Annotated in this window: 25 protein-coding genes; 16 read left to right on the top strand and 9 right to left on the bottom strand. The window is 65.6% G+C overall.

Annotation, left to right across the window (positions count from 1 at the left end; genetic code table 11):
• Positions 1–29 precede the first annotated feature (29 nt).
• The 8 genes from P9A16_RS16150 to P9A16_RS16115 all read right to left on the bottom strand — a co-directional run bounded on the left by P9A16_RS16150 (position 30) and on the right by P9A16_RS16115 (position 9,412).
• On the bottom strand, positions 30–1,028 hold the full coding sequence (locus P9A16_RS16150) for a hypothetical protein (protein WP_023512108.1): 999 nt from the start codon (positions 1,026–1,028) through the stop codon (positions 30–32).
• Complete coding sequence (locus tag P9A16_RS16145) at positions 1,025–2,713, bottom strand: glycerol-3-phosphate dehydrogenase/oxidase (protein ID WP_051758789.1); 1,689 nt, start codon at positions 2,711–2,713, stop codon at positions 1,025–1,027. Before P9A16_RS16145 ends, P9A16_RS16150 begins: the two co-directional genes overlap by 4 nt.
• 38 nt (positions 2,714–2,751) lie before the next feature.
• Positions 2,752–3,528 (bottom strand): DeoR/GlpR family DNA-binding transcription regulator, encoded by a 777-nt coding sequence (locus P9A16_RS16140; RefSeq protein ID WP_023512106.1) that lies wholly within the window; start codon positions 3,526–3,528, stop codon positions 2,752–2,754.
• Positions 3,525–5,060 (bottom strand): FGGY-family carbohydrate kinase, encoded by a 1,536-nt coding sequence (locus tag P9A16_RS16135; RefSeq protein ID WP_024271373.1) that lies wholly within the window; start codon positions 5,058–5,060, stop codon positions 3,525–3,527. The genes P9A16_RS16140 and P9A16_RS16135 overlap by 4 nt, the downstream gene beginning before the upstream one ends.
• A 12-nt stretch (positions 5,061–5,072) precedes the next feature.
• Positions 5,073–6,044, bottom strand: a complete 972-nt coding sequence (locus P9A16_RS16130; protein WP_023517102.1) for an ABC transporter permease — start codon at positions 6,042–6,044, stop codon at positions 5,073–5,075.
• 3 nt (positions 6,045–6,047) lie between these two features.
• Complete coding sequence (locus tag P9A16_RS16125; RefSeq protein ID WP_023517103.1) at positions 6,048–7,598, bottom strand: sugar ABC transporter ATP-binding protein; 1,551 nt, start codon at positions 7,596–7,598, stop codon at positions 6,048–6,050.
• 59 nt (positions 7,599–7,657) lie between these two features.
• Complete coding sequence (locus P9A16_RS16120) at positions 7,658–8,776, bottom strand: sugar ABC transporter substrate-binding protein (RefSeq protein ID WP_023517104.1); 1,119 nt, start codon at positions 8,774–8,776, stop codon at positions 7,658–7,660.
• Positions 8,777–9,007: 231 nt separating this feature from the next.
• On the bottom strand, positions 9,008–9,412 hold the full coding sequence (locus P9A16_RS16115) for a MerR family transcriptional regulator (protein WP_023517105.1): 405 nt from the start codon (positions 9,410–9,412) through the stop codon (positions 9,008–9,010).
• A gap of 51 nt (positions 9,413–9,463) precedes the next feature.
• Here P9A16_RS16115 and P9A16_RS16110 point away from each other — a divergent pair, with 51 nt between their 5' ends.
• From P9A16_RS16110 to nadE, 6 genes are all read left to right on the top strand, one after another.
• Complete coding sequence (locus tag P9A16_RS16110; RefSeq protein WP_023517106.1) at positions 9,464–10,246, top strand: glutaredoxin family protein; 783 nt, start codon at positions 9,464–9,466, stop codon at positions 10,244–10,246.
• Positions 10,247–10,426: 180 nt separating this feature from the next.
• On the top strand, positions 10,427–11,503 hold the full coding sequence (locus tag P9A16_RS16105; protein WP_245290449.1) for a hypothetical protein: 1,077 nt from the start codon (positions 10,427–10,429) through the stop codon (positions 11,501–11,503).
• Positions 11,504–11,506: 3 nt separating this feature from the next.
• Entirely contained in the window at positions 11,507–13,462 is a 1,956-nt protein-coding gene (gene asnB, locus P9A16_RS16100) for an asparagine synthase (glutamine-hydrolyzing) (RefSeq protein WP_023515754.1), read from the top strand.
• A 2-nt stretch (positions 13,463–13,464) separates the two neighbouring features.
• A complete protein-coding gene (locus P9A16_RS16095; RefSeq protein ID WP_023515753.1) occupies positions 13,465–13,719 on the top strand; it encodes an acyl carrier protein in 255 nt (84 codons plus the stop codon).
• A 13-nt stretch (positions 13,720–13,732) separates the two neighbouring features.
• Complete coding sequence (locus P9A16_RS16090; protein ID WP_023515752.1) at positions 13,733–15,259, top strand: class I adenylate-forming enzyme family protein; 1,527 nt, start codon at positions 13,733–13,735, stop codon at positions 15,257–15,259.
• A complete protein-coding gene (gene nadE / locus P9A16_RS16085) occupies positions 15,256–16,245 on the top strand; it encodes an NAD(+) synthase (RefSeq protein WP_023515751.1) in 990 nt (329 codons plus the stop codon). The genes P9A16_RS16090 and nadE overlap by 4 nt, the downstream gene beginning before the upstream one ends.
• Here nadE and P9A16_RS16080 read toward each other — a convergent pair.
• Complete coding sequence (locus tag P9A16_RS16080; RefSeq protein ID WP_024271375.1) at positions 16,242–17,630, bottom strand: S8 family serine peptidase; 1,389 nt, start codon at positions 17,628–17,630, stop codon at positions 16,242–16,244. The two genes, nadE and P9A16_RS16080, sit on opposite strands and share 4 nt — an antisense overlap.
• Positions 17,631–17,740: 110 nt before the next feature.
• Here P9A16_RS16080 and P9A16_RS16075 point away from each other — a divergent pair, with 110 nt between their 5' ends.
• From P9A16_RS16075 to P9A16_RS16030, 10 genes are all read left to right on the top strand, one after another.
• Positions 17,741–18,283, top strand: coding sequence for an RNA polymerase sigma factor (locus tag P9A16_RS16075; protein ID WP_023517513.1), 543 nt, complete (start codon positions 17,741–17,743; stop codon positions 18,281–18,283).
• Positions 18,280–19,020: an anti-sigma factor family protein gene (locus P9A16_RS16070; RefSeq protein ID WP_024271376.1), complete on the top strand. Its 741-nt coding sequence runs from the start codon at positions 18,280–18,282 to the stop codon at positions 19,018–19,020. Before P9A16_RS16075 ends, P9A16_RS16070 begins: the two co-directional genes overlap by 4 nt.
• Positions 19,021–19,273: 253 nt before the next feature.
• A complete protein-coding gene (locus P9A16_RS16065; protein WP_023513818.1) occupies positions 19,274–19,954 on the top strand; it encodes a TetR/AcrR family transcriptional regulator in 681 nt (226 codons plus the stop codon).
• A complete protein-coding gene (locus P9A16_RS16060; protein WP_023513819.1) occupies positions 19,905–20,441 on the top strand; it encodes a GFA family protein in 537 nt (178 codons plus the stop codon). The genes P9A16_RS16065 and P9A16_RS16060 overlap by 50 nt, the downstream gene beginning before the upstream one ends.
• Entirely contained in the window at positions 20,434–20,742 is a 309-nt protein-coding gene (locus P9A16_RS16055; RefSeq protein WP_023513820.1) for a DUF6958 family protein, read from the top strand. The genes P9A16_RS16060 and P9A16_RS16055 overlap by 8 nt, the downstream gene beginning before the upstream one ends.
• A gap of 89 nt (positions 20,743–20,831) precedes the next feature.
• Positions 20,832–21,548, top strand: a complete 717-nt coding sequence (locus tag P9A16_RS16050; RefSeq protein WP_023513821.1) for a DUF6065 family protein — start codon at positions 20,832–20,834, stop codon at positions 21,546–21,548.
• A 178-nt stretch (positions 21,549–21,726) separates the two neighbouring features.
• A complete protein-coding gene (locus P9A16_RS16045) occupies positions 21,727–22,074 on the top strand; it encodes a hypothetical protein (protein ID WP_023513822.1) in 348 nt (115 codons plus the stop codon).
• Between the two features lie 34 nt (positions 22,075–22,108).
• Positions 22,109–23,587, top strand: a complete 1,479-nt coding sequence (locus P9A16_RS16040; protein WP_024271377.1) for an SLC13 family permease — start codon at positions 22,109–22,111, stop codon at positions 23,585–23,587.
• A gap of 145 nt (positions 23,588–23,732) precedes the next feature.
• On the top strand, positions 23,733–24,908 hold the full coding sequence (locus P9A16_RS16035; RefSeq protein ID WP_024271378.1) for a glycerate kinase family protein: 1,176 nt from the start codon (positions 23,733–23,735) through the stop codon (positions 24,906–24,908).
• Positions 24,909–25,051: 143 nt separating this feature from the next.
• Positions 25,052–26,320, top strand: a complete 1,269-nt coding sequence (locus P9A16_RS16030) for an ABC transporter substrate-binding protein (protein WP_023515409.1) — start codon at positions 25,052–25,054, stop codon at positions 26,318–26,320.
• The last annotated feature ends 105 nt before the right edge of the window (positions 26,321–26,425 follow it).

The raw sequence follows: 26,425 nt of genomic DNA, 5'->3' as shown, positions 1-26,425 counted from the left end.
ATTTGGATCGGCCGCTTCTGCGCAGACGGCTACGGGCTACCGTCTTCCCTCAGTGCCGCATCGGTGATCGTGTTGTCGAGGTCGAGCGCGCGGTCCGGCTTCAGGCCGAACCGCTGCAGGTCGCCGTGATAGCCGCGCACGGCTTCCGCCGGCGTCACGTTTCGGTTCGCGACGGCGCGCATCCAGGTCGTCAGCGACAGCTGGTGTTCGGCAAGGTTGATCTTGCGGCCGAAAATGGCGAGGCGGGCGCCGCTCGCCTCGGCGCGGGCGACCATTTCCATCGCATCGCGATGCGTGCCGCTCGCCCCGCCCATCACGCCGACGACGACAGTGTCGTCATGAGCGACCAGCTCTTCGAGCGCGCGGCGGCCGTTATAGACGATCTTCAGAAATTCCGGCCGCTCGGCGCGCGTGAGGCTCGCCAAAGCCCGTACGATGCAGTCGTTCACGAAGGCGCCGGTCTCGGCAACGCCGAAGCCCGTTGCGGCATTCGGATTGAACACTTCGAGGAAATGCCGCTTGCCGGCGGTGCGTGCGTCGGCGCGGAAGGTCCGGTAGGCCTCCAGCATGGCGACGTCTGCAACGGCATCGTTGTTGAAGGTCATCGAGAACAGGCAGAGCTCAGCCTGCGTGCGCAGAAGATCGGCGCCGCGATAGGGCTGAGCCGGCGTCTCGCGATAGCGGCCGCCGCGGATGTTGAGCCAGACGTCGGTCGTCTCGTTGGCACGAAAGGCCGGCGTCACGGGGCTGCCGTCGAAGCTGCCGCGCTCGACGAGCCGCTCGATGTTGCTCGCAGAGCCCAGCATGACATCGACGGCCTTTTCCGCGATAAGGGTTTCCATCTCGGCGAGGAACTCCCGGCGCGTGCGGCTGCCGGCCGCGATCCCGTCTGCGCCGCGGCGAAAACCCGTCGTCAGGATGCCGCCGGAAATGTCGGCATCCTTGGCATCGACGAGGATGAAATCACCCGATCGGTAGGTGCCGGCGCGGATGCGCGCCATCTTCTCGTCGTAGCTCTTGGGCATCATGTCAGATCAACTCCATGGAAGGTCTTCAGCCGCGCGCGAACGGCGGCGATTTCATCGGCACGGCGGGCCGCATCCCAGCCGAACATCTCGCCCGCCTGGACGGCGAGCGCCTCGACCAGTCGCGCCGTCAGACGGCCGGTCACGGCAAGCGTCGTGCGACGGAAGGCCAGGTCCGCCAGCGAGCCGACCTGCTCGTTGCGCAGCACGTAATCCACCTCGCCGGTGCTGTAGTCCGGAGCGTCGGGAAGCGGCGCATCGGCCGGAACCGCGGCGACATGCGCCGCAACGACCCGCGCCGTGGTGCCGTAGTGGGCGAAGAGATCGCCGACGCGCTTCTCCGCAAGCCCGGTTTCCCGCGCGAGACCGGCAATCCACGCCTGCTTTCCCGCCTCGGTCTTCGGATAGTCACGCCCCCCGCCGATGGCGAGGTCTCGGGTCGAAGCCTTGCGGCTTGCGCCAAGGCGCTTCATCAGCATGTCCGCCACTTCTTCCGCATAGCCCCGGAAGGTCGTCCACTTGCCGCCGACGAGCGAATAGACCGGATAGGGCCGGCCGGCGGCGGGTTCGAGGACCGGCGTCGCGTGGTCGCGGGTGATGAGGCCCGGATCCTTCGCATCGGAAGCCGGCAGCGGGCGGATACCGCTATAGACATAGACGATCTGGTCGCGAGAGAAGCGAAGCTTCGGCAGGAGCCTGCGCAGGCTTTCGAGGAGGTATTCCACCTCGTCGGGCTCGCAACGCACCGTATCGGGATTGGCCGCCTTGATGTCGGTCGAGCCGGCAAGGGCACGGCCGAGATATTCGAAGACCAGGCAGATGCGCCCGTCATCCGCCTCGAAATAGATCATCCGTCCCTTCAATTCCTTCAACAGGTCAGGATGGTCGAGCAGGATATGCGACCCCTTGGTGCCGCCGATCATGCGCGAGGGTTCGCCGAGGATGGCGTTCACCTCGTCGATCCAGGGACCGGCCGCGTTGACGACGATCTTCGGTCGGATCGTCGCCGCCGCCTCGCCGGTGAGGCTTTTGACCGTCAGGGCGCCGTCCGCGGCGCGCTCCAGCCCGACATGGTTGAGCGCCGCGGACCGCGGGCTGTCGGCAAGGCCGTCGCGCACGAGTTCGAGGATCAGGCGCTCGGGATGGGTGACGGTGGCGTCGTAATAGGTGCCCGTCGCCACGATATCGGGCGTCAGCGCCGGCAGATCGCGCAGCGAGGCAGCCCGGCTTGCCGTCGAATGGCGCGGCATGACGCGGTGGCGCGCGCCATAGAAGTCGTAGAGCATCAGGCCGATCTTGACGAGCAGCGCGCCGCGGCTGCGCGGGGCGCTCTTCGAGCCGAACAGCGTGCGCAGCGCCGCGCCGATGCCCTTCGTCCAGGAGAAGATCGGGATCAGCGTCGGCAGCGGCTTGACGTAGTGCGGCGCATTGGCGAGCAGCAGGTTGCGCTCCAGCGTCGACTGCGCGACGAGGCGGAACTCGCCCGTCTCGAGATATTTCAGCCCGCCGTGGATGAGACGGGAGGGCGCCGCGCTGGTGCCGGCGGCATAATCGTTCTTCTCGATCAGCAGGCAGTCGAGCCCCTGGGCCGTCAGGTCGCGGAAAAGGCCCGCGCCGTTGACGCCCGCCCCGACGATGAGAACGTCGACCGTGCCGCGCGCCGCCATCGCCACCATCCGTTCGCCCATGCCGCCGGGAAAGGCGGCGGCGCCTGCTGCTGTCGCATTCATGTACTCTTGCCCATTTTCACGATTTCGAGTTTGACGCCGGCGTCTTTCAGACGCGCCCTCACCGCTTCGTCGACCCGATCCGTCGTCAGCACGACGTCGAAGGCGGTCAGATCGCTCAGCACGTTGAGGGCGACCTTGCCGAATTTCGAGGAATCGACGAGCAGGATCTTGCGGCTCGACGAGGCCATCATCGCCTGCTTGACCTTGGTGACCTGCGCGTCCTGGATGAACGCCGTCACGCCGTCGATGGCAGAGGCGGAACAGAAGAGAACGTTCGCCCGAAGGCTTGATACCGCCTTCTCACAGGTGATGCCGATATAGGCGTTGTAGTTGCGGTGGTACTTGCCGCCGAGGCTGATCAGTTCCACTTCTTCGGCCTCGATCAGCTTGCCCGTCGAAATGTAGCTGTTCGTGATGACGGTGAGCGGATGGGCCTCCGGCAGGAGGTCCGCAAGTGCGCAGGCCGTGGAAGAATCGTCGAGCATCACGGCCTGTCCGGCCTCGACATAGGCCATGGCGGCGCGGGCGAGCGCTTCCTTCTCCCCCTTGCCCACCGTCTCGCGGTAGCGGAACGTGCTTTCGTAAAGACCGGAAGGCTGGACTGTGACCATGCCGTGCAGCTTACGCAGCACACCCTGCTGGGCGAGCGCGTCGATATGCCGGTGAATGGTCATGCGCGACACGCCGAAATGCTCGACGAGATCCTCGATGCGCGCCTGGCCGGCCCTCATGATGTAGTCGGCAATCTCCTCGCGCCGTGCTTCCGCCTTCATCCGTCCACTCCCCTTGACCGTTTTGCAAGATCCTCGATGGCCCGCCAGTGGGGCGCCATCCCGTCCGCAAGCTGTCTATAGAGATTGTAGCGCTCGGCAAGCCGGGCGCTGCGCACCGTATCCGGCTGGTAGGAACGCAGGATACGGGTCGTCGCTGCCGCGCCGGTTTCCGGGCTCGCATAGAGCCCGACCGCAGTACCGGCGACGAGCGCCGCGCCCCAGGCGGCCGCCTCGTCGGCGGAGGAAACGTCGACGGCGAGCCCCGTCGCGTCGGCGAACATCTGCGCCAGAACCGGGCTGCGCGCGCCACCGCCGCTGATGCGCATGCGCTCCACCGGCACGCGCGACAGGAGGTCGTCGATATGGAGCTTGTGATTGAAGACGATGCCTTCCAGCACGGCCTTCAGAAGGTCTCCGCGCTCGTGCCAGCCGTGCATGCCAAAGAAGCCGGCGCTTGCACCGCTGCCGAAGGGCGAGCCGAAGAGGAAGGGATGGAAGACGATGTCCGACGGCTTTTCCAGCGCTCGCGCAAGTTCCGGCTGCAGCAGCGTATGGATGTCGGTCGCCTCGTGCTCGGCCCTTTCCGAAAGGTCGCGGCAGAAATTGTCGAGGAACCAGTCGTAGTTCGCGGTGGAGGCCGGGGAGATGGCCATTGAATTCCACCAGCCCTTGCGGATGCCGTTGCGGCAGAACCAGCGCGGATCGGCCATCGGTTCCTCGGTGACCAGCTCGTTGATCGAATAGGTCCCGGCGACGACCGCCAGCAGACCCGGCGCATGGCCGCCGATGCCGAGCGCCGAGGCCGTCACGTCGTGCAGGCCGGCGGCAACGGGCGTGCCCTCGAGGAGGCCGGTCGCTGCCGCCGCGTCGCGCGTTACCGTACCGATGATCTCATCCGGCCGCGCAACAGGTGGAAGGGCCGGCCAGAGGTCGCCGAGGCCGAAGACCTCCAGCGCCGCCCTGTCGAAGGCCTGCGTGCGCACATTGGTGAAGCTCGTGCTCGCCTCGGTCAGATCGGTGCCGACGACACCGGTCAGGCAGAAGCGCAGCCAGTCCTTGCAGGTGAAGACATGGCCGATGGCGCGGTAGCGCTCCGGCTCGTGCTGCCGGATATGGGCAAGCAGGGCCGAGGGCGCCGAGGCGTGGGCGGTCTGGCCGGTCAGCTCCAGCGCGCGTCGCGCCACGCCGTCCTTCTCCCACGCATCGATGATCCCGCCGGCGCGGCTGTCGAGCGAGAGGATGCCGGCGCCGAGCGGGCGCTTGTCACCGTCGAGCAGGTAGAGACCGTCGCCATGGGCGGTGGCCGCGATGGCCGTGATATCGCCGGCCGGCCGGCCGCTCTTCTCGATCGCCTCACGGATCGCCTCGGCGGTCGCGGTCCACAGGCCCGCCATGTCGCGCTCGACATGGCGCGGCTCGGGGAAAGACTGCGGCACCCGCCGCCGCGCGACGGCGACCGGCGTGCCGTCCTCCTCGAAAATCACCGCCTTGGTGACCGTGAGGCCATTATCGATGCCCAGAAGCAGCGCCATCGTTCTCTCCCGTCAGTTCCGGCTTGCATGCAGGGCGAAACGGTCCTGCAGGCTGGCAAGATAGATCGCGACGAGCAGCACGCAACCGAAGACCATCTGGCGGATCGAGGGCTCGATGCCGGTGAGGTTCATCAGGTTCTCGATGATGGCGATGACGATGACCGCGCCGAACACGCCCGAAAGCCGCCCGATGCCGCCATTAAGGCTGGTACCGCCGAGAATGGTGCCGGCGAAGACCATGAGGATGTCACCTTCGCCGAGATCGGCGACGACCGATTGCAGGCGCCCGACTTCCAGGAGGCCGCCGACGGCGGCGGCAAGGCCGGCAATGCCGAAGCAGAGGATTTTCGTGCGGTGCACCTTTACACCGGCGAGGAAGGCGGCTTCCTCGTTGTTGCCGATGGCGTAGATCTCCTTGCCGATGCGATGGCGCTCCATGAAGATATAGGCAACGCCGTAGAGCACGAGCCAGACGAAGATCGCAACCGGAATGCCGAACCAGCGTGCTTCGCCGAGATAGGTATACTCGGCTGGCAGGTAGTAGACACCCTCGGGAATGAGGAAGACCACGGCACCGCGCATCACGAGCAGCGTCGCGAGCGTCACGAGGAAGGCGTTGACGCGCAGGTTTACCGCGAAGGCGCCTGCTGCAAGGCCGACAAGCAGGCCAACAACCGGCGTCAGGATGACGGCGAGAACGGGATGGACCACATCAGGCGCCCAGACCGTCATCGCCACGATGGCAACGGCCGGCGCAAAGGCAAAGCTCGATTCCAGCGAGAGATCGACCTCCTTGATGAGCAGGACGAGGAAGAGGCCGAGCACCATGCAGCCGAGCGGCGCTGCCGCCCAGAGCACGTTGGTGATGTTCTGCAGCGAGGCGAAACCGGGAACAGTGAGCCCGACGGCGACGAGAACGGCAAGCAGCGCCCAGATGAGGTGGCGCTCCATCAGACGGGAGAACAGCCGGACTGTGCTGGACATCGTTCAAACTCCTTGAATGGTCTTGTAGAGCGCGGAGACGGTGAAGTTCTCCTCGCCGCGTTTGAGGACGGCGATAATGCGGCCACGGAAGAAGACATAGATGCGGTCGCAGACCGTAATCATCTCCTCCTCGCTCTCCGTCAGCATGATCACCGCACTGTCGCGCGACAGATCGGTGCGGATCGCCTTGAGGATTTCGGGTTTCGTGGCGAGATCGACGCCGCGTGTCGGTTCGTTGAGGATGAGCAGGCGCGGCGCGTTCAGCGTCAGGCGCGCGATCAGAACCTTCTGCTTGTTGCCGCCGGAAAGGCCGCTCATACCGATCTCCGGCCCCTTGGCCTTGACCTTGAACTCGACGATCTTGTCGGCCGTCACCTGACGGGCGCGGCGGCTATCGATCAGGCCGAGCGCGGTGGAGAACTGGCGGTAGCTGGAAATCAGCGTGTTTTCGGCAATCGAGCGGCCCTGGATGACGGCCTGGCGCTCGCGATGTTTCGGCAGCAGCGCGATACGGTGCTTCATCGCTTCGCCGGGCGATGCAAGATGCAGCGCCCTGCCCTCCATCTCGAAGGTTCCGGCGTCAAGCACGCCGAGGCCGAACAGGGCTTCGGCCGCCTCGTCCTTGCCGGACCCGTCCAGCCCGGCAAAACCGATGACATCGCCCGTGCCGAGCGACAGCGTAACGTCCTCGAAGACACCGTGACGGGTGAGGCCGGAAATGCGGGCAATGGGGTGCGACTGATCTTCGGGCACGGCGCGCGCGAGGCCATCAAGGCTCATCACGGGAATGTCGCCGACGATCCAGTTGGCAAGTTCCGCACCGGTGGTGGCGGCGACGTCGAGCGTGGCGACGGCGCGGGCATCGCGCATGACCGTGACGCGGTCACAGAATTCCATGATCTCGGAAACGTGGTGCGAGATCAGCGTGTAGGACCGGTCGGGATGGCGGCGCACGAGATCGCGCAGCAGCGACAGCAGCATCGTCTTGCGCTCGCGCGAGAGCGAAGCGGTGATCTCGTCCAGCAGGATGACCTTCGCCTCGTCGATGAACTGCGCCTTGCCAAAGGCAAGCAATTGCTGGCTCTCGATGGGCAGCGTCAGCATCAGCGCGTCCGGATCGATGGAAAGCCCGACGGCCTCGGCAACCTCGACGGCCTTGCGTCGCATGTCGGCACGGCGCAGGAAGCCGAGCCTGCGGGTCAGCGGCTGGCCCATGAACATGTTGTCGACGACGGACAGGCGCGGCGCGAATTTCGGCTCCTGCGGCACGAGCGAAACGCCGAGCCCGTGGGCACGCACGGGATTGTAGTCGGCGATGGCGACAGGCGCGCCGCCGATTTCGATCGTGCCCGACGTCGCCTGTTGCGCGCCGGAAATCAGGCTCATCAGCACGGACTTGCCGGCACCGTTGCGGCCGATGATGCCGTGGATCTCACCGCGGCGCACGGAAAGATCGACATCCGCGACGGCGGTGAGGCCCGGGAAGCTCTTGGTCAACCCGGCAAGGCGATAGGACGGCGTCCCGGTCGCCGGGAGGGCGGCGGATTGGATCATGGTTCTACTCGTGGTCGGGAAGGAAGGCGGCGGCCGACATGCCGCCGCCCGGCACTCAATCAGTTCGCGGCCTTCATCTGGTTCGCCCAGTTGCGGGCGTCGGCCGCCGGCACGTCTTCCGGTACGGAATAGGCCTGGATCTTGTACCAGTCGCCGTCGAAGGCCTCGGAGGGCACGATCTCGACCGGCGCCCAGAGCTCCTCGCCCTCGATGGGGAAGGTACCGGCGGAAGCCGACTTGTCGAGAAGCTTGCCGCTCTTCATCATGTCGTAGAGCAGACGCATGGAGACGATGCCCTCGCCCGTCGCCGGCTGCACCGAGACGTGGGTGAGATCGCCCTTCTCCACCGCTGCGAGTTCCGGCTGCGTGCCGTCGATCGTCGCGACCGGGATATGCGCCGGATCGTCCGACTTCTTCAGCATATCCTGCGCCCCGAAGGCCGGAATCGCACCGCCGATACCCATCGTGCCGTCGATGCTGGCGACCGCAAGGATCTTGTCCTTGCCGTAACGCGAGATCATGTCGTCGACGACCTTGCGGGCCTTGGACCCGTCGCAGCCCGCCTCATGGGATTCGATCTTGATGTTCGGGTTGTCCTTGACGATCGGATCGAAGGCCGAATGATAGCCGGCGCTGCGGCCGATGTCGAAGGATGCGGTGATGATGCAGCGCAGCTCGATGATTACGCCCTCTTGCTTGCGCCAGCTCTCGCCTCGGTTCTTGTCGAGCCAGTTCACGATCGCCTCGCCGCCCTTGCGGCCGGCCGTCTCGTTGTCGAAGGCGACGAAGGTCGACTTGGACTTCGGCACGAAGGCATTGGAAACGACGACCGGAACGTTCTTGGCGGCGAGGTCCTCGACCACCTTGATCATCGCCTCGCCGCGCCACGGAACCAGGAGCACGCCATCGACGCCGCGGGCGATCTGCGCGTCGAGCGCATTGCGTTGCGCACTCACGTCATTGGCGCCGAACACCGTGAACTCGATCTTCACGCCATCCTTTTCCTCGATGCGCTTCCTCTCGATCTCCTGCCCGAGCTGCACGCCGTTGAAATAGATGTCGTTCGGCTCCCACCGGATCACGGCAACGCGATAGCTGTCCTTCGCCACGGCGGCGGTGGACAGAGAAAGGGCGATCGTCATCGCTGACAGACCTGCCAGCAAAGTCCTGGTTTTCATGGATTCTCCTCCGAATGCGCCTCTTCGTCCAGCGCTATTTGTAACGTATATAGTCGTTATAATATCGTCAATAGATGTTACAAATTTTCCAGATGCCTATTTCTGCACACAGGAAGGCATGCGCCGCCGCGGTCACCTCTCCGCAGAAGAAAATTCGAAAAACAGGATTGAAAACATACGGCCCCAGCCGGGGCAGCCACGGGTAAACCGGTCGTCCGAGCGGCTGACTGCTCAGGCCTTGAAGGATTTCAGGATGGGACAGGGGCCGGTCTTGCCGACCGCACATTCCGAGACAAGCTTCTGCAGCGACAGCCGTGCCTCCTGAAGCTCCGCCATCCGGGCCTCCAGTTCTGCAAGGCGCTTCGCCGCCAGGACGCGCACCGCCGCCCTGTCCTCGCCGGAATCGAGTGCGAGCAGCTGGCGGATTTCCTCCAGCGTGAAGCCGGCGGCCTGCGCCTGCCGGATGAACCGCAAACGGCTGACATCGGCCGGCCCGTATCGACGGATACCGTCGAGGCGTCTGGGCGTCGCGAGCAATCCCCTGCGCTGGTAGAAACGCACGGTCTCCACGCCGACATTGCCTGCCGCCGCAAGTTTTCCGATCGTCAGTTCATCAGGGGCTTGACTCCGTACCATGGTACGGAACTTATAGTCCTGCCAACGATTTCACAAGACAGGAGACGTGAGATGTTGGACAGAAACGATCAGGCCGGCCGCACGGCCATCCTCTATCGCATGGTGATGCCCGGCCACACCTGCCCCTATGGCCTGAAGGCGAAGGACCTGCTGAAGCGCTCGGGCTACGAGGTCGACGACCGCCACCTGACGAGCCGCGGAGAAACAGACGCCTTCAAGGCGAAACACGCCGTTCCCACCACGCCGCAGGTTTTCATCGACGACGTGCGCGTCGGCGGCTACGACGACCTGAGGCGCTATCTCGGCAAGCCCGTCGTCGATCCGAAGGCCACCACCTACCGCCCCGTCATCGTGCTCTTCGCCCTGACGGCGCTGATGGCAATGGCCGCAAGCTACGCTGTCAGCGGCACGCCCTTCACCCTCAGGGCCGCGGAATGGTTCATCGCCTTCTCGATGGTCGCTCTCGCCATGCTGAAGCTGCAGAATGTCGAGAGTTTTGCGACCATGTTCCTCAATTACGACCTGCTCGCCAAGCGCTGGGTGCCCTACAGCTACATCTATCCCTATGCCGAGGGTCTTGCCGGCATCCTGATGGTGGCGGGCGCGCTCAACGGGCTGTCGATCCCGATCGCGCTCTTCATCGGCACGATCGGCGCCGTGTCGGTCTTCACGGCGGTCTATATCGAGAAGCGTGAACTGAAATGCGCCTGCGTCGGCGGCTCCAGCAACGTGCCGCTCGGTTTCATCTCGCTGACGGAGAACCTGATGATGATCGCCATGGCGGTCTGGATGGCGGCAGCCAGCCTCGGTTATGCCGGTGGTCACGCCATGTAGTCTGCCGGGGAGCGTGCCATGTTGCCGCATGGCACGCTCCTTACGTTACGTCACCAACCCAGAATGCTTTCTTGACCTTTTCTTCACGCTCCTCGCGTAAGCAGAACAGGACGAGGCCCGGAATGGGACAGGGCCGGGTGGGTATCGATGTCGAGCGTTCGTTCATTTGAAGCAGGGGATGTGGATGCGGTCGCGGACCTGTTCCAGCGCCTGCTGCGCAAGACCGCCGATCCGGCGAACGACGATCTGAAAACCTATCTGCGCACCCTCTTCATCGACTTTTCCGAGAAAGAACCGGAGCTGCGCTCCCGCGTGCATGTGCGCGCCGATGGCAGCGTTTCAGGTTTCCTCGGTGTCCTGCCGATGGAGATGGAGTTCGAGGGCCGCCGCCTGAAGGTCGCCAACTGCGGCACTTTCGCTTGCGACGACCGGGACAGCGACCCTTTCGCCGCTCCGCGCCTGCTGCGCGACGTGTTCTCCGGACCCCAGGACTTCTCCTTCACCGAGACGTCCAACACGATTTCCACCGACATGTGGCGCAAGGCGCGCGCCACGGTCCTTGCGCCCTACAGCCTCGAATGGCTGCGCATCCTCAAGCCGGCCGCCTTCTCGCTGGAGGTCGCAGCCGGACGCCATTCCGCCCTGAAACTGTTCCGCCCGATCGCCCGCGCCGCCGATGCCATCGTTTCCCGGCGCAGCGAAAAGCAGACCTGGTCCCATTACGCGCCGCAGGCAAGCAAGGCGGACGCCTTCATCGACGAGCCGGTGCCCGATGATGAATTTGCCAACCTTTGCAGGCAATTTTCCAGCCATTTCCCGCTGCGTCCGGTCTGGGACAGACCGATGCTGGAAACGATGCTGCAGCACGCCGCGCGCAAGGCGATGCATGGCGAACGTGTCCAACATGCCGTCAAGACCCGATCCGGCAAGGCCATGGGCGCCTACCTTTATTATGGCGGCCCGGGCGGTATCGGCCATACGGTCCAGATCATGGCGGAACCCGGCCATGAATCCATCATCATCGATTGCCTGATACGAAATGCGCACGCCCGCGGCCTCGTCGCCATCCGCGGCCGCACACAGCCGGCCTTGCTGCAGGCAATGCTTGGCAAGAAATGCGCCTTCCTGCACACCTCCTCGACCATCGTGCATACCCGCGACCCCGCACTGCTGGAGGCGATGACGAACGGCAAGGCATTTCTCAACGGCCTTGCCGGCGAAGGCTGGACACGCCTCATCGGCGACCGGTTCGGGTAAGCCATGTGCGGGATCGCTGGATACTACGGGGGAAACATCGCGCCGGAACGGGCGGCGGACCACCTGCGCCGCATGGTCGCCGCGCTTCGCCATCGCGGTCCGGACGGTGAAGGGATCCTCATCCGCAGCGATGCAGGCCTTGCCCATACGCGCCTTTCCATCGTCGGCCTTGCCGACGGCGCCCAGCCGATGGCGACGGATGACGGGGCGCTCGCGCTCTCCTTCAACGGCGAGATCTTCAACTATGTGGAGCTGCGCGACGATCTGACGGCCCGCGGCCACCGGTTCCGCACCACGTCGGACACCGAGGTTCTGCTCACGGCCTTTGCGGAAAAGGGACCTTCCTGCCTGGCGGACTTCAACGGTGACTTCGCCTTCGCCATCCACGATGCGAAGAACCGTCGGCTTGTGCTTGCCCGCGACCGCATGGGCGTGCGTCCGCTGTTCTATACGCGGCACGAAGGCGCGCTGTTCTTCGCCTCAGAGATCGGCGCGCTGCTGGCCCTGCCCGGCATGGTCGCCGAGATCGATCCCGTGGCGCTCGACCAGATCTTTACGCTCTGGTGCCCGATCCCGCCGCGCACCGCCTACCGCAACATCTTCGAACTGCCGCCCGGGCACCTGATGACCGTCGAGGGCGACCGCCAGACGGTCCGACCCTGGTGGCAACTCTCCTTCCCCGATCGCGGCGACGTCCCGCCGGCCAGCCGGTTCGAAAGCCAGGTCGAGGAGCTGCGCGCGCTTCTCGCCGATGCGACGCGCATTCGCCTGCGCGCCGACGTGCCCGTCGGATCCTATCTTTCCGGCGGCATCGATTCCTCCATCATCGCCGCGCTTGCTGCGCGCAGCGTGACGCGCGGCCTTCGCACCTTTTCCCTGACCTTCCGCAGCGAGGAACACGACGAAAGCGCCTGGCAGCGGCAGATGGCAGCCACGCTCGATGCGGCCGCCGACAGCGTCGAATGCTCGACGGAGGCGATCGCACACCACCTGCCCGCAGTGATGGGCCATATCGAGCGACCGATCCTGCGCGCTGCCCCTGTGCCGCTGCACCTGCTTGCCGCCCGCGTGCGCGAGCGCGGCATGAAGGTCGTGCTGACCGGCGAGGGTGCGGACGAGATCTTCGCCGGCTACGACCTTTTCCGTGAGGCACGCGTCCGGCGCTTCTGCGGCCGGCAACCGGGATCCGTCCACCGCCCCCGTCTCTTCCAGCGGCTCTACCCCTATCTGCCGGGCCTCAAACAGCAGACGCCGGAATATCTCGCGCGTTTCTTCGCCTTCGGCTCGGAAGCCCTCGACGATCCGCTCTATTCCCACCGCCCGCGCTTCCGCTCCACGGCGGCGGCAAAGCTGTTCTTCTCCGCCGGCCTCAAGGAGGCGCTTGGCAACTACGACGCCGCCGAGGACCTTGCAGCGCAGCTGCCGGCCGATTTCCGCCGCTGGCATCCGCTGCACCAGGCGCAATATCTCGAAACGGCCTTCCTGCTGCCGGGCTATATCCTGTCCAGCCAGGGCGACCGGGTGATGATGGCCAATGCCGTTGAAGGCCGCTTCCCCTTCCTCGACCACCGGGTCGTCGCCTTCGCCGCCGGCCTTGCCCCGGATACGAAGCTGCTCGGCCTTCGTGAAAAGCACATTCTCAAGGAAGCCGCCCGCGGCCTCGTACCCGAGGCCATCATCGACCGTCCGAAACAGCCCTATCGCGCGCCGGACAGCGAGAGCTTCGCCGCCCCGCACACGCCGGCCTATCTCGACACCGTGCTGTCGCCGGAGCGGCTTGCCGAGGGTGGGCTGTTCAATGTCCAGGCCGTCGGCAAGCTGAAGGAGAAGGTTCGCAACGGACAGGTCTCCGGCTTCCGCGACAACACGGCCTTCATCGGCATCCTCTCCACCGAGCTCCTGCGCGGCACCGGCGCCGCGCGATCCACAGAACCTGCATCCAGCATTGGGATAAGCTGACCATGTCCGACGAGACCAAAGCCGCAATCCGCACCTTCATCGTGGAAAACTTCCTGTTCGGCGACGACAGCCATCCGCTGCCGGCCGACCTGTCGCTGATCGACAACGACCTCGTCGATTCCACCGGCATCCTCGAACTCGTCGGCTTCCTTGAAGAACGCTTCGGCATCCAGGTCGCCGATGCCGACATCGTCCCGACCAACCTCGACACGATCGAGCGCATCGCCGGCTTTATCGACCGCAAGCAGGCGGCCTGACGGCAAGCCGGCCATGCGGATCGAGCAATATCTCAAGGACAGCGCAGCCCGCGACGGCGCCCAGACCGCGATCGTCTCGGGCGACGTGCGGCTCAGCTACGCGCGCTTCCTCGATCTTGCGACACGCATGGCAACGACGCTGCACACACGCAGCGTCGAACGCGGCGACCGCGTTCTCATCCTCCTGGACAACGGCTGGCAGACCGCCATCGCCGTCCTCGCGAGCTGGATTGCGGGTGCCGTCGTCTGCCCCGTCAACCCCGCGGCCAAGAGCACGCGGCTCGCGCAGATCGCCCGCGACTGCACCCCCGCGCTGGTCTTCGTGGAAGGCCGCCTCGAAAGGCTGCTCGATGAAACGCCAGAGATCGCCGCGACACCTCGCATCGTGGCAGGCGGCGGCTTCGAGGCAGCGCTCGATGCCGCGCCGCTCATCGCCGACCCCCTGCCCGACACGGATCTCGCGGCACTGATCTACACATCGGGCTCGACGGGGGAACCGAAGGGCGTGATGCTCGCCCATGAGAACATGGACGCCGCTGCCCGCGCGATCACCACCTATCTCGAGAACACCGCCGCCGACACCATTCTCGTCGTGCTGCCCATGTCCTTCGGCTACGGCCTCAACCAGCTCGTCACCGCCATGCGCTGCGGTGCGACCCTGGTCATCGAGAAATCCTTCGCCTTTCCGCAGGCGATCTTCGAGAGGATCCGCGACGAGCGCGTCACCGGATTTCCCCTCGTGCCGGCCATGGCCGCCATGATGATGCAGGCGCGCGACCTCGACGCGTCGCTCTTTGCAAGCCTGCGCTACGTCACCAGCGCCGCCGCGCCCATGCCGCTCGCCCATCTCGACTGGCTGCGCGCCTTCTTGCCGCAAGTGAAACTCTATTCGATGTACGGCCAGACCGAATGCACCCGTGCGAGCTGGCTGCCGCCGGGCGATATCGATGCCCGGCGCGGTTCTGTCGGCATCGCCATACCGGGCGGCCGGGCCGAGGTCGTCGATGAGGCAGGCGCGCCTGTGTCGCCCGGCACGGTCGGCGAACTGGTTATCAGCGGGCCGCATGTCATGCGCGGCTACTGGCAGAACGAGGCCGCGACACGCCGCGCGCTGCGGCCCGATCCGCGTATGGATGGCCTGCGCCTCCACACCGGCGACCTTTTCACCGCGGATGTGGACGGCTACCTCACCTTCGTCTCCCGCATGGACGACATCATCAAGTCGCGCGGCGAGAAGGTCGCGCCGAAAGCCGTGGAAGACGTGCTCTGCCGCATGCCGGGCGTCGCGGAAGCGCTGGTCGTCGGCATTCCCCATGAGGTCCTCGGGCAGGCGGTCAAGGCTGTGGTCGTCACCTCGGACCCGGCCCTCACCGAACGGGACGTGCTGCGCTTCTGCGCCCGCCATCTCGAGGACCACATGGTCCCGAAGCAAGTCGAATTCCGGGATTCCCTTCCCAAGACCGATTCCGGCAAGGCAAGCCGCCGGCTTGCCGCCGAACCCGCCATTACGACTGGCCAAAAGACAGGATCGCCTGCATGACCGCGCCGAAGTCCCACACGCTCACCTTTGCCCCGCTCGTGCTCGATCCCGCTGCAGAGGTAGAACGCATTACCGGCTGGATGCGCGAGCGCTTGCGCCTCGACCTGCGCAAGCGCGGCCTGGTGCTCGGCCTTTCCGGCGGCATCGATTCCAGCCTCTGCGCAGCGCTCGCCGTCAAGGCGCTCGGCGCAAAGAACGTCTTCGCCCTGTTCATGCCGGAAAACGATTCCGATCCGGAAAGCCTGCGCCTCGGGCGCAGCGTCGCCGAAACCTTCGGGATCGAGAGCATCGTCGAGGATATCGGCCCATCGCTCGCCGCCATGGGCTGTTATACGCGCCGCGACGCCTTCATCCGCGAGGCCGTGCCGGAATACGAGGCGGGCTGGGCCTCCAAGATCGTCTTCGACAACCCGATGACGACGGGCGGTTACAACATCTCCTCCCTCGTCGTGCGCGCGCCCGACGGCGAAATGCGCAAGGTGCGCCTGTCGGCAAATGCCTATCTCGGCATCGTCGCGGCGACGAACATGAAGCAGCGCACCCGCAAGCAGCTCGAGTACTACCACGCCGACCGGCTGAACTTCGCCGTGCTCGGCACGCCGAACCGGCTGGAATACGACCAGGGCTTCTTCGTCAAGAACGGCGACGGCGCCGCCGATATCAAGCCGATCGCCCACCTCTACAAGTCGCAGGTCTTCCAGCTTGCCGCCCATCTCGGCGTCCCGGCCGACATCCTGTCGCGTCCGCCCACCACCGACACCTATTCCCTGCCGCAGACCCAGGAAGAGTTCTACTTCGCCCTGCCCTACGACAAGATGGACATCTGCCTCTACGGGCTGGAGAACACCGTGCCGCCAGCGGAGATCGCCGCAGCAACGGGCCTCAAGGCAAGCGACGTCGAACTGGTCTGGACGGACATCGCCGCCAAGCGAAAGGTTGCCCGCTACCTGCATTGCCCGCCGCTCGTCTTCGATGGTGCGGACTAGGTTCCGCACAACGCGCGGGCGTTGAGCAATCCCCAGCCGTAGACGGCATCCTTGCCGGGCTTGCCGATGTCCTCGGCGGATTTCATCAGCTCCGCCTCGACCGCGTCCGGCGAAAGGCCGGGCTTGGCGGTCAGGAGAACGGAGACGGCAGCGGTGACGAAGGGGGCGGCGAACGAGGTGCCGCTCTTCTGCCTTGCACCGGAAACCGACGCCGCCGTCCACACGCCGACGCCGGGCGCCGCGATATCGATATGGTCCCCCCGCACTGCGCGGCGATAGGGATTGCGCGCCTTGTCGACCGCCGTCACGGCGATCACGTGCTCATAGGCGGCGGGATAGACCGGCTCGGCATTCGGCCCGTCATTGCCGGCAGCGGCAACCATGATGATCCCCCGGCTGGCGGCGGCCGCCACCGCCCGCTCCAGCAGCATATTGGCCGGACCCGTGAGGCTCAGGTTGACGACCCGGATGTCACGCTGGACGAGAAGGTCGAGCGCACGTACGAGGTCGTAGACATTGGCGATGTCGGCGGTCTTGCGAAAACGCTGGAAAGCATCCACGGCGACGACCTCGGCCTCGGGCAGCAGGCCCGGCACGCGGCTGCCGGGTGCGCCGACCAGCAGGGCCGCGACGGCCGTGCCGTGCTGCTCGCCCGATGCCGCACCCTTTTCGTCGCCAAGGCTGAGCACCTCCAGCCGCGCCTTCGCCAGAACGGCATGGTCGGCATTGATCGCCGTGTCGATGAGGCCGATGCGTTGCGGCTTCAGGCAGGCCATGCCGCTGCCGTCACCTCCGGTCGGCCAGCCGACCATGTGGCGCACCAGGCCGCAGCTTTCCCGCACGCAGGCCGCCTTTTCGGCCTCTGCCGCCTGCGGCTGGTAGAAATGGTTGAAATCCACCGCCGCGGTGGCACTGCGGGCCGAGACGGCGGCGCGCGCAGCCTCGAGTGTCATGCCCCGGGGAACGATGAGGCGAACCATCTCGCCGCCGACCAGCGCGACCTCGATGCGGCTGTCGATGACGAAGCCGTCCTGTGTCAGGCCGGCAAGCGCGCCCTCATCGAGGCCCGTCGCGACGATCTCGTTCTGCGCCCGCTCCGGCACCACGACCGGCCGGCGCACGGGCACGCGCCGGACCTCGCGCTCGGGACGGGAGAACAGCGGGCGCAGGATACGCGGCGTCTCCATGCGGCGGTCATCCCCGCGGCCGCCGCGATGGCTGCTGCCGCCGTCGTCATCGTCATCACCGTCGTCGTCGTCGGCAAGGGCCATGGCCACGCCCGGCGCCAGGCTACCTTGCGGCGCAGGCAGGGCAACGACCCCGGCCATGACCAGCGCAGCGAGGAGGGAAAGGCGTACGGTTCTGTCCATAAGGCGGCTCGGCATGGTCCGTCTCCCGTGGCGACACCGGTTCATCGGTGCCGCCTTCTGTTGATAGTCATCCCTGACATACGTTTGACTCGACAGCTTATTCCATGGCGTGCCAAAGAAATTGCATGACGAACACCATGCCGACGGTGCCGGAACGGCTTGTGGCCTTCCTGCCGAACCTCAGACGTTTTGCGATTTCTCTCTGCCGTTCACGGGAACTGGCCGACGACCTGGTGCAGGCCGCCTGCGAGCGGGCGATCCTCGCCGCAGACAGCTTTGCACCCGACAGCCGCTTCGACGCGTGGATGTTCCGCATCCTGCGCAATCTGTGGATCGACCACCTGCGCCGCCAGAAGACGGCCGGCCCGCATGACGACATCGACGAGGCGCTCGACGTCTCCGTGCCCTCGGGCGAGGCGGCCGCCCATGCGCGCATGGACCTCGCCGGCGTGGCCGCCGCCTTGCAGAAGCTGCCGACGGAACAGCGCGAAGTGCTGGTTCTGGTCTGCGTGGAGGACATGAGCTACCGCGATGCCGCGGAAGTGCTGGCCATTCCGATCGGCACGGTGATGAGCCGCCTTGCCCGTGCACGGAAAAATTTGATGGAACTCACGGGAATAAGTTTCAGCGACGGGCGTTCGTCCGATACGAAAGGCGGCGTTCTATGAGCAAACAGGAATTCGACGACGAAACATTGATGGCGTTTGCCGATGGCGAACTGGACGAGGCGCAGAGCCTCGCCCTGGAAGAGGCGCTCGCCGACGACGAGGCCCTCGCCGAACGGCTCGCCGTCTTTTTCGACAGCCGCCGTCTGGTCGGCGACACCCTCAAGCCGCTGATCGACGAGCCGGTGCCGGAAGCACTGACCGTTGCGGTGCAGCGCATGGTGCAGGAGGCGGGACAGAAATCAGCACCGCCGCAGGACAATGTCGTCTCCTTCCCCGCAAGGCCACATCCGGAGCCCGTCCGGCCGGTGGCGCGGTCGTGGATGATGCCGATCGCGGCGAGCCTCGTCGCCGTCATCACCGGCGTCGTCGGCTTCACGCTCGGGCGCATGGGCCCTTCAGCGACGGATTCCGGCGCAGAGATCGCCGCCGCCCTCGATCGTGAGGCATCCGGCCGGGACGTGACGTTCGGCACTTCCGTGCTGCATGTCGTCGCCACCTTCCGCGACGAGCGCGGCGAGCTCTGCCGGGAATACCGGCTGACACAGCCGGCAAGCAACACACAGACCGTTGCCTGCCGTCAGGACGGCGCCTGGACCACGCGGCTCGCGCTGACGACGCCGCAGGCCGAAGGCTACGTGCCCGCCTCCGCACAGGAGACCGTCGACGCCTACCTCGCCTCCATCCAGGCAGGCGCGCCGCTTTCGGCCGAAGAGGAGCGCAAGGCGCTTTCTCCCTGAAAAACTACTTATACCGCCTTCCGGGTGGCCGGCGGCTCCTCCCAACAAGGGAGGGAGCCTTGCCTGCAGTTTGCGGCAGATCGAAAATCGACAAGTCATAAGGCCCCGAACGGCTCCGCTCCCACATCGGAAAGGCCGGCAGACAAGGCGTTTTGGACGTAACGCACTGCTCAGGGCATATGGGACGGTACAGCCAAATAGATTGATATCAATCTATTCTTGACACATACCAACCGTATGGTATGTTTCCAACATGTCCAGACCGACCAAACACGCCCCCGAACGCGGCAATGCACGAACCCGGCTCCTCGAAGCGGCCCGCGACATCATCCGCGAGAAGGGATTTGCCGCAACGAGCGTCGACGATCTCTGCAAGGCAGCCGACGTCACCAAGGGCGCCTTCTTCCATCACTTCGCCAGCAAGGAGGCGCTGGGCGTGGCGGTTGCAGAGTTCTGGACGGAGACGACGACGGCCTATTTTGCAGCCGCGCCCTATCATGCGCCGCACGACGCGCTCGCCCGGGTCCTTGCCTATGTGGCGTTCCGCAAGGCGATCATCACGGGCGCGCTGAAGGATTTCACCTGCCTCGTCGGAACGATGGCGCAGGAGGTGCACGCGAGCGCGCCCGATATTCGCGACGCCTGCGGCCGCAGCATCTTCGGTCATACGGCGACGCTGGAGGCCGATATCGAGACGGCGCGGCAAGAGCGCGGCATCGCCGCGGACTGGTCGGCCGACAGTCTGGCACGGCACATGCAGGCCGTGCTGCAGGGCGGTTTCGTCCTTGCCAAGGCCGGCAACGACCCCGTGCTCGCGCGCGAAAGCCTCGATCATCTGGAGCGATACATACGACACCTGTTCAATGCCATGGAGGATGACGCGCATGATGAGAGCGACCCAGATCGGCTGCGCCTGCGGGCGGACATGCCTTGAACTGCGGGGAGACCCGATCCTCGTTTCGGAGTGCCTGTGCAACAGCTGCCGGGCCGCCGCCGGCAGGCTCGCCGCCCTTCCCGGCGCGAAGAACACACTGACCGCCTACCAGGCGACACCCGCGGCGGAGTACCGCAAGGACCGGATACAGTTCCTCTCCGGCGCGGAAACCCTCCGGGAGTTTCGCCTCTCCCCCGGCGCTGGCTCGCGCCGGGTGATCGCGACCTGCTGCAACACACCTGTTTTCCTGGAGATGAAGGGCGCGCACTGGCTGAGCCTCTACCTGCATCTGTGGCCGGAGGCGGCACGGCCAAAGGCGACGTTCCGCACGATGACCGGCGACCTTGCCAATACGTCCGGCCTGCCGGCCGACATGCCGAACCTCAAGACCCATACCGTCGCCTTCTATGCCAAGCTTCTGGCGGCATGGATCGCCATGGGCTTCCGCAATCCGAAAATCACCGTGGGAGGAACCGTCGATGCCTGAGAAAATCGAAATCGAGAACGTCAACATTCCCGGCCGCACGGAGCGGGTGGACCACACGAAATACATGGCGATGCGCAAGGCGCTTCTCGCCGCCCTGCCGGACACCGCGCCTGGCATGACGGTGGCGGAGGCCCAGGCCGCCCTCCTGCCCTTCCTCTCGGAAACGGATTTTCCGGAGCAGCAGAAGGCGGGCTGGTGGATGAAGGCCGTGCAACTCGACCTTGAGGCGAAGGGCGTCATCCGGCGTGCACCGCGCAAGCCAGTGCAGCTCTACCGCCTTGCTGCCGCTGTGGCCGGCTGAACGGCATCTCCCGGCATTTTTTCGGGATGCCGGGAATAGACTGCAGTCGGCGCCGTTCCTCCTTCAATCGAACGATGAGGAGAACAGCGATGGCACTCGCCCTTCTGAAGAAACCGCAGCCCCGGCTGACCTTCCTCTGCCGCAAGGAGGACGAGGGTGTCATCCCCGCCCCGGTGCGCGCCAAGACGGCCCTGCCCGACTGGTTCCGCAAGCTGCCACCCGTCGATGCCGCCCATGTCTCTCCGACGAACAGCGGCCTGACGGTGAAGCGTTGCATGCCCTTTCTCGACGCCATGGCGGCGGGATGGGTGATCGGGCTTTCCGGCACGGTCCGCATGGAGATATCCGATGGCGGCAGGACCGTGGATTGCGGCTGGGATTTCGATCGCACGCTGGTCAGCAACCATGCGAGCCACCAGGTCGCCGGCAATCCGCGCGAGCCCCTGCCGCCCTGCAAATTCCACAACTACTGGACCATCCGCACGCCGCCGGGCTGGAGCTGCCTGTTCGTGCCGCCGCTCAACCGGCCGAACGGCGTCTTCGAGGTCGTGGCCGGCGTCGTCGACACCGATACCTACCAGTCGGAAATCCACTTCCCCTTCTTCGCCACCGGCGAGGACGGCCTGCATGTGCTCGAACGCGGCACGCCCCTCGTACAGATCATCCCCTTCCGCCGCGAAACCTCCGACCTCGACGCTGACATCCGCGCCGAGTGCGAGGCGGAGGGCACGGTCCGCAAGACGATCCTACGCAAGACACTCGCTGCCGACGGCTGGTACCGCAAGTTCGCACGCGCACAGCGATAGCCCGCAGAAGACGAAAACTGCCCTTTCACCGCCGTTGCGCATGCAGCGGCGGCGATGCCGCATGGACGAAAAAACGATCTATGCAATTGAAAAATATTTCGTTTTTTTGGGAATAGACACCCTATCCCGCCGTTCCTCCTTTGCAGCCGGCAAGGCTGTCATTCAAAGGAGACATGCCATGAAGAAACTCATCGCAATCCTCGGCACCTTCCTCGTGGTCGGTGCGGCAGCGCCGGCCCCTGCCGTCGCGGACGATCCGGTCCAGCGGTTCCTGCAGAAGATGACGCGCAGCAACAAGGCGCACCACAGTCGCGCCTATCGTGACCGGGACGACGACCGCCGGGGCAGCTGGAGTTCCAACCGCAATTCCAACAGCAGCTCCAACAGCTCGTCGAATTCCTCGCGGAACTCCAACTCCAATTCGAGTTCCAATTCGTCGAGCAATTCCTCCTCGAACAGCTCTTCCAACTCCTCGAGCAATTCGAGCTCGAACTCCTCGTCGAACTCTTCGTCCGACGACGATTGAGACCCCGCCTGAAAGACCGAAAGGAGGGCAGATCTTGGCCCTTTATGCAATCGCCCCGCCCGCACCCCACGCCGCCCGGCGTGGGGAACCGTCCCCGGTTTCGCAAGCCACCGTCCCGCTCGCCCGCGTCAAGCAGATCGTTGCGGCGATCGTGCTCGCCTTCAGCGCCATGCTGATCTTCCTGGCGATCGACGGCCTGACGCTGCCTATGCGGCTGACCCTTGCGGTCTTCGTCGCCGCAATCACGGCCTGGACTATTCTCGATCTGCCGGATACGCCGGTGGCGCTGGCCGGCGCGGCCGTGCTGGCGGCCGTCGGCGCCATCGACGAGGACGTGCTTTACCGCTCGCTCGGCAACGATATCGTCTGGCTGATGCTGGCGGCCTTCGTCGTTGCCGGTGTGCTGCGGCAGGTCGGCGTGGTCGAACAGGTCATCGCGCGCCTGCTCGCCCGGCTCAACACCGTGCAGAGCCTGTTCTGGACGCTGACGCTCCTCATCTTCGCCACCGCCTTCGTCATTCCCTCCACCTCGGCGCGTGCCGCCATGCTGGCACCGGTCTATCTCGGCCTGTCGGCGGCCATCGGCAACGGGCGGGTGAACCGTGCATTGGCGCTGCTCTTTCCCTCCGTCATCCTGCTGTCCGCCGGCGCATCGCTTATCGGCGCGGGCGCCCATCTCGTCGCTGCCGACATGATGAAGAAGACGGGTGGCGAAAGCCCCGACTTCCTCGGCTGGCTCGCGCTCGCCGGCCCGTTCTCCCTCCTCTGCTCGCTGATCGCCTGCGCGGCGCTGCTGCGTCTCTTCCTGAGCCCCGAGGAGCGCAGCATGGCGCTCACCCGCCCTGCCGCGGAAGCGTCACCCACTCGCATGACACGGCGCCAGTGGACCGTGCTCGCCATCGCCGCGGCAATGGTCCTCCTTTTTGCTACGCAGCAGCTCCACGGCATCGGCATGGCGCTGATCGGCATCGCCGCCGCCCTGCTGCTGACGACCGAGCGCATTTCTGGCCTTTCCCTGAAGGCCGCACTGAAGGGCGTCGAATGGAACCTCCTGCTGTTCCTCGCCGGCACGCTCGTCATCGGCGAAGCGCTGCTCGAGACCGGAACGGCGGCCGTGCTCGCCGAGCGGGTGGTCGGACTTGCCGGTGAGGGTATCGCGGCCTGGCCCGCCCTCGTCATCGCCTTCGCGGCAATTGCCGCGACGCTGTCGCATCTCATCATCACCTCCCGCACGGCGCGGGCGACAGTGCTCATTCCCGCCCTCGCCCTGCCGCTGGCCGCCCTTGGCGCCGATCCCGTCGCTCTCGTCATGGTCGTCACGCTGGCGAGCGGCTTCTGCCAGACGCTGATGGTGTCGGCAAAGCCCGTGGCGCTCTTCGGCGGCATGGATCCGCCGGCCTTCGGCCAGGCCGACCTCTTCCGCCTCGCCGCCATCCTGATCGTGCCGTTCGTCGGACTGCTCGTCGTCTTCGCAACGCTGATCTGGCCCTTGCAGGGTGTACCGCTGCGCTAAACAAGCGCAACACGAGGGAAGAAGGCCGCCATTGGCGGCCTTTTTTTATTTAGCCGACTAATTTTTTTTGACCCGATGGAATAGACCGCGCGCGCGCCCGTTCCTCCCCTGTCACATGGTTGTCACAGCAGAAAAGGAACGCTCCATGTCTTTCACGGTTCTTGTCGCCCCTTCCGGTTTCAAGGAAAGCCTGTCGGCGGATGAGGCAGCCGATTGCATCGCAACGGGCGTGCACCGCGCCTTCCCGAACGCCACCATCCTGAAGGCACCGATGGCCGATGGCGGGGAAGGCTTCACCAGGGCGCTCGTCAAGGCGACCGGCGGCACACTGCATAACCTCTCGGTGACCGGTCCGATCGGTGAACCGGTCGAGGCCCATTTCGGCTTCCTCGGCGGTTGCAGCGAGCCGACCGCCGTCATCGAGATGGCCGCGGCCGCGGGTCTCAGCCTCGTGCCGCGCGACCGGCGCAACCCCTGCCTCACCACAAGCTACGGCGTCGGCGAACTGGTGCGCGCCGCACTCGACCGCGGCGCCCGCCGTATCCTGCTCGGTTGCGGCGACAGCGGCATCAACGATGGCGGCGCGGGCATGGCCGAGGCGCTCGGCATCCGGCTGCTCGACGATACGGGCGCGCCCCTGCCCCGCGGCGGAGCAGCCCTCGCCCGCCTCGCCGCCATCGACATGGCCAACCGTGACCCGCGCCTCGACCGCGTGCGCATCGACGCGGCCGTCAACTGGCACAACCTGCTGCTCGGCGAGCGCGGCGTCGCCCGGGTCTTCGGTCCGCAGAAGGGCGCAACCCCGGCGCAAGTCGAGGTCCTTGCAAGCGCGATGGAGATCTATGCCGGCGCCATCCAGCGCACGACCGGCATCGAGGTCGGCACGGCGCCCGGTGCCGGCGCTTCCGGCGGGCTTGGCGCAGCGGTGCTCGGCCTTCTCGGCGGAAGGCTCCATCCCCGCTACGACATCGTCATGCAATATCTGGAACTCGATCGCTTCATGGCGACCGCTGACCTCGTCATCACCGCGGAAGGCAGCCTCGACGGACAGACGCCTTTCGGCAAGGTACCGGCCGAGGTGGCCCACCGGGCAAAGCAGATGGGCGTGCCCGTCATCGCGCTCGCCGGCACGCTCGGCAAGGGTGTACGGCTCAATTTCGAGCACGGCATCGATGCCTTCGCCTCCATCCTCAGCCGCCCCTGCTCGCTGGAAGACGCAATTTCCGGCGCCCCGAAGCTCCTGGCCCGGGCGGCGGAAGATGCCGCGCGCATGGTGATGGTCGGCATGAGCCTGCGCGATCGCCTCGACAGGGCCGCATGACGCTGGAGACGCACCACGGGACCGCACCGAGAGTATCCTGACATTGTCCACACTCTTCGCAAAGGGGCATTCCGCTCGCTTTACTTTACCGACCAGACGGTATAGTAATTTCTCGTGCTTAACGCGGTGTGGGAGGAAACACAGTGCAGCGGGATGGATTTCTGAGAACGACGGCGCTCATCGGCGCCGTCCTGTGGGGTGGCTCTGCGGCAGCGGCGGAAGTGTCGATCTTCTGCAGCTCGGCCGGGGCCGAACTCGAACTCTGCCAATCGGCCTCCGAGGCCTGGGCAAAAGAGACCGGCAACACGGTCAAGATCAACAAGATGCCGGCGAACTGGGGCGAGGCCCTGCCGCTCTACCAGCAGCTTCTCGCCGGCAAATCGGGCGACATCGACGTTCTGACGCTCGACAACATCTGGGTCGGTGCACTCGCCTCGCATCTGGTCGATCTCAAGGAAAAAGTGTCGGCAGAGGAGCTTTCGGGACATTTCGAGGCTGCGCTCGCCGACAGCACCATCGAGGGCAAGCTGCTCGCCATGCCATGGTTCGTCGATGCCGGCCTGATGTTCTACCGCAAGGACCTGCTCGAAAAATACGGCAAGGCCGAGCCGAAGACCTGGGCGGAACTGACCGAGACGGCAAAGTCCGTCCAGGAACAGGAACGCACCGCCGGCAACAAGGACATGTGGGGCTACGTCTGGCAGGGCCGCGCCTATGAAGGCTTGACCTGCGACGCGCTCGAATGGGTCGCCTCCTATGGCGGCGGCACCTTCATCTCGCCGGACGGCGAGATCACCGCGAACAATCCGAAGGCCATCGAAGCGCTGGAACTCGCCCGCACCTGGATCGGCGGCATCAGCCCGGAAGGCGTACTCAACTATGACGAGGAAGGTTCGCGCGGCGTCTTCGAGGCGGGCAATTCCATCTTCCACCGCAACTGGGGCTATGTCTGGGGAACCAGCCAGGCGGAAGGCTCGTCGCTGCTCGGCAAGGTCGGCGTGATGGCGCTGCCGGTCGGCGCGGAAGGCGAGAAATCCAGCGGCTGCTACGGTGCCGGCCTTCTCGGCGTCTCGAAATATGCCGACGATGTCGATGCGGCCGTCAGTCTGGTACAATACCTCACCAACGCCAAGGAACAGAAGCGCCGCGCCCTGCAGGGCTACAGCCCGACGCTGAAGGCGCTCTACCAGGATACGGAAATCCTGGAAAAGAACCCCTCGCTGCGCTTTGCCGAAAAGGCCTATGCGGAAAGCGCCTCGCGGCCGTCGCAGGTCACGGGCGCCTCGTACAACCGCGTCTCGCAGCGCATCTTCAACGGCGTTCACAACGTTCTGAGCGGCAAGGAAAGCGCCGGAGACGCGCTCGCCAAGGTGAGCAGCGACCTGGAAAGGCTGAAGAAGCGCGGCTGGTAACCGCCGTGGGCAATTCCGGAAGGGCGGCATAGCGCCTTTGGTCCGGAGTTGCGCGAAACAGAAGCCCGAGCGTTTCGGCGGTTCGAGGAACAGTCGAAACGCTCG

It is taken from the genome of Shinella sp. 838, from assembly GCF_029623935.1.
Taxonomy (GTDB): domain Bacteria; phylum Pseudomonadota; class Alphaproteobacteria; order Rhizobiales; family Rhizobiaceae; genus Shinella.
The sequence above is the reverse complement of the archived record's forward strand: the minus strand, read 5'-3'. Positions and strand labels throughout refer to the sequence as shown.

Coding starts and splice junctions, on each gene's coding strand:
- P9A16_RS16080 (WP_024271375.1), bottom strand. CDS start 17,630: ATGCCGAGCCGCCTTATGGACAGAACCGTACGCCTTTCCCTCCTCGCT.
- P9A16_RS16125 (WP_023517103.1), bottom strand. CDS start 7,598: ATGATCCAATCCGCCGCCCTCCCGGCGACCGGGACGCCGTCCTATCGC.
- P9A16_RS16135 (WP_024271373.1), bottom strand. CDS start 5,060: ATGGCGCTGCTTCTGGGCATCGATAATGGCCTCACGGTCACCAAGGCG.
- P9A16_RS16050 (WP_023513821.1), top strand. CDS start 20,832: ATGGCACTCGCCCTTCTGAAGAAACCGCAGCCCCGGCTGACCTTCCTC.
- P9A16_RS16150 (WP_023512108.1), bottom strand. CDS start 1,028: ATGATGCCCAAGAGCTACGACGAGAAGATGGCGCGCATCCGCGCCGGC.
- P9A16_RS16035 (WP_024271378.1), top strand. CDS start 23,733: ATGTCTTTCACGGTTCTTGTCGCCCCTTCCGGTTTCAAGGAAAGCCTG.
- P9A16_RS16075 (WP_023517513.1), top strand. CDS start 17,741: ATGACGAACACCATGCCGACGGTGCCGGAACGGCTTGTGGCCTTCCTG.
- nadE (WP_023515751.1), top strand. CDS start 15,256: ATGACCGCGCCGAAGTCCCACACGCTCACCTTTGCCCCGCTCGTGCTC.
- P9A16_RS16095 (WP_023515753.1), top strand. CDS start 13,465: ATGTCCGACGAGACCAAAGCCGCAATCCGCACCTTCATCGTGGAAAAC.
- P9A16_RS16115 (WP_023517105.1), bottom strand. CDS start 9,412: ATGGTACGGAGTCAAGCCCCTGATGAACTGACGATCGGAAAACTTGCG.
- P9A16_RS16070 (WP_024271376.1), top strand. CDS start 18,280: ATGAGCAAACAGGAATTCGACGACGAAACATTGATGGCGTTTGCCGAT.
- P9A16_RS16045 (WP_023513822.1), top strand. CDS start 21,727: ATGAAGAAACTCATCGCAATCCTCGGCACCTTCCTCGTGGTCGGTGCG.
- P9A16_RS16130 (WP_023517102.1), bottom strand. CDS start 6,044: ATGTCCAGCACAGTCCGGCTGTTCTCCCGTCTGATGGAGCGCCACCTC.
- P9A16_RS16090 (WP_023515752.1), top strand. CDS start 13,733: ATGCGGATCGAGCAATATCTCAAGGACAGCGCAGCCCGCGACGGCGCC.
- P9A16_RS16145 (WP_051758789.1), bottom strand. CDS start 2,713: ATGGGCGAACGGATGGTGGCGATGGCGGCGCGCGGCACGGTCGACGTT.
- P9A16_RS16055 (WP_023513820.1), top strand. CDS start 20,434: ATGCCTGAGAAAATCGAAATCGAGAACGTCAACATTCCCGGCCGCACG.
- P9A16_RS16120 (WP_023517104.1), bottom strand. CDS start 8,776: ATGAAAACCAGGACTTTGCTGGCAGGTCTGTCAGCGATGACGATCGCC.
- P9A16_RS16110 (WP_023517106.1), top strand. CDS start 9,464: ATGTTGGACAGAAACGATCAGGCCGGCCGCACGGCCATCCTCTATCGC.
- P9A16_RS16065 (WP_023513818.1), top strand. CDS start 19,274: ATGTCCAGACCGACCAAACACGCCCCCGAACGCGGCAATGCACGAACC.
- P9A16_RS16060 (WP_023513819.1), top strand. CDS start 19,905: ATGATGAGAGCGACCCAGATCGGCTGCGCCTGCGGGCGGACATGCCTT.
- P9A16_RS16140 (WP_023512106.1), bottom strand. CDS start 3,528: ATGAAGGCGGAAGCACGGCGCGAGGAGATTGCCGACTACATCATGAGG.
- asnB (WP_023515754.1), top strand. CDS start 11,507: ATGTGCGGGATCGCTGGATACTACGGGGGAAACATCGCGCCGGAACGG.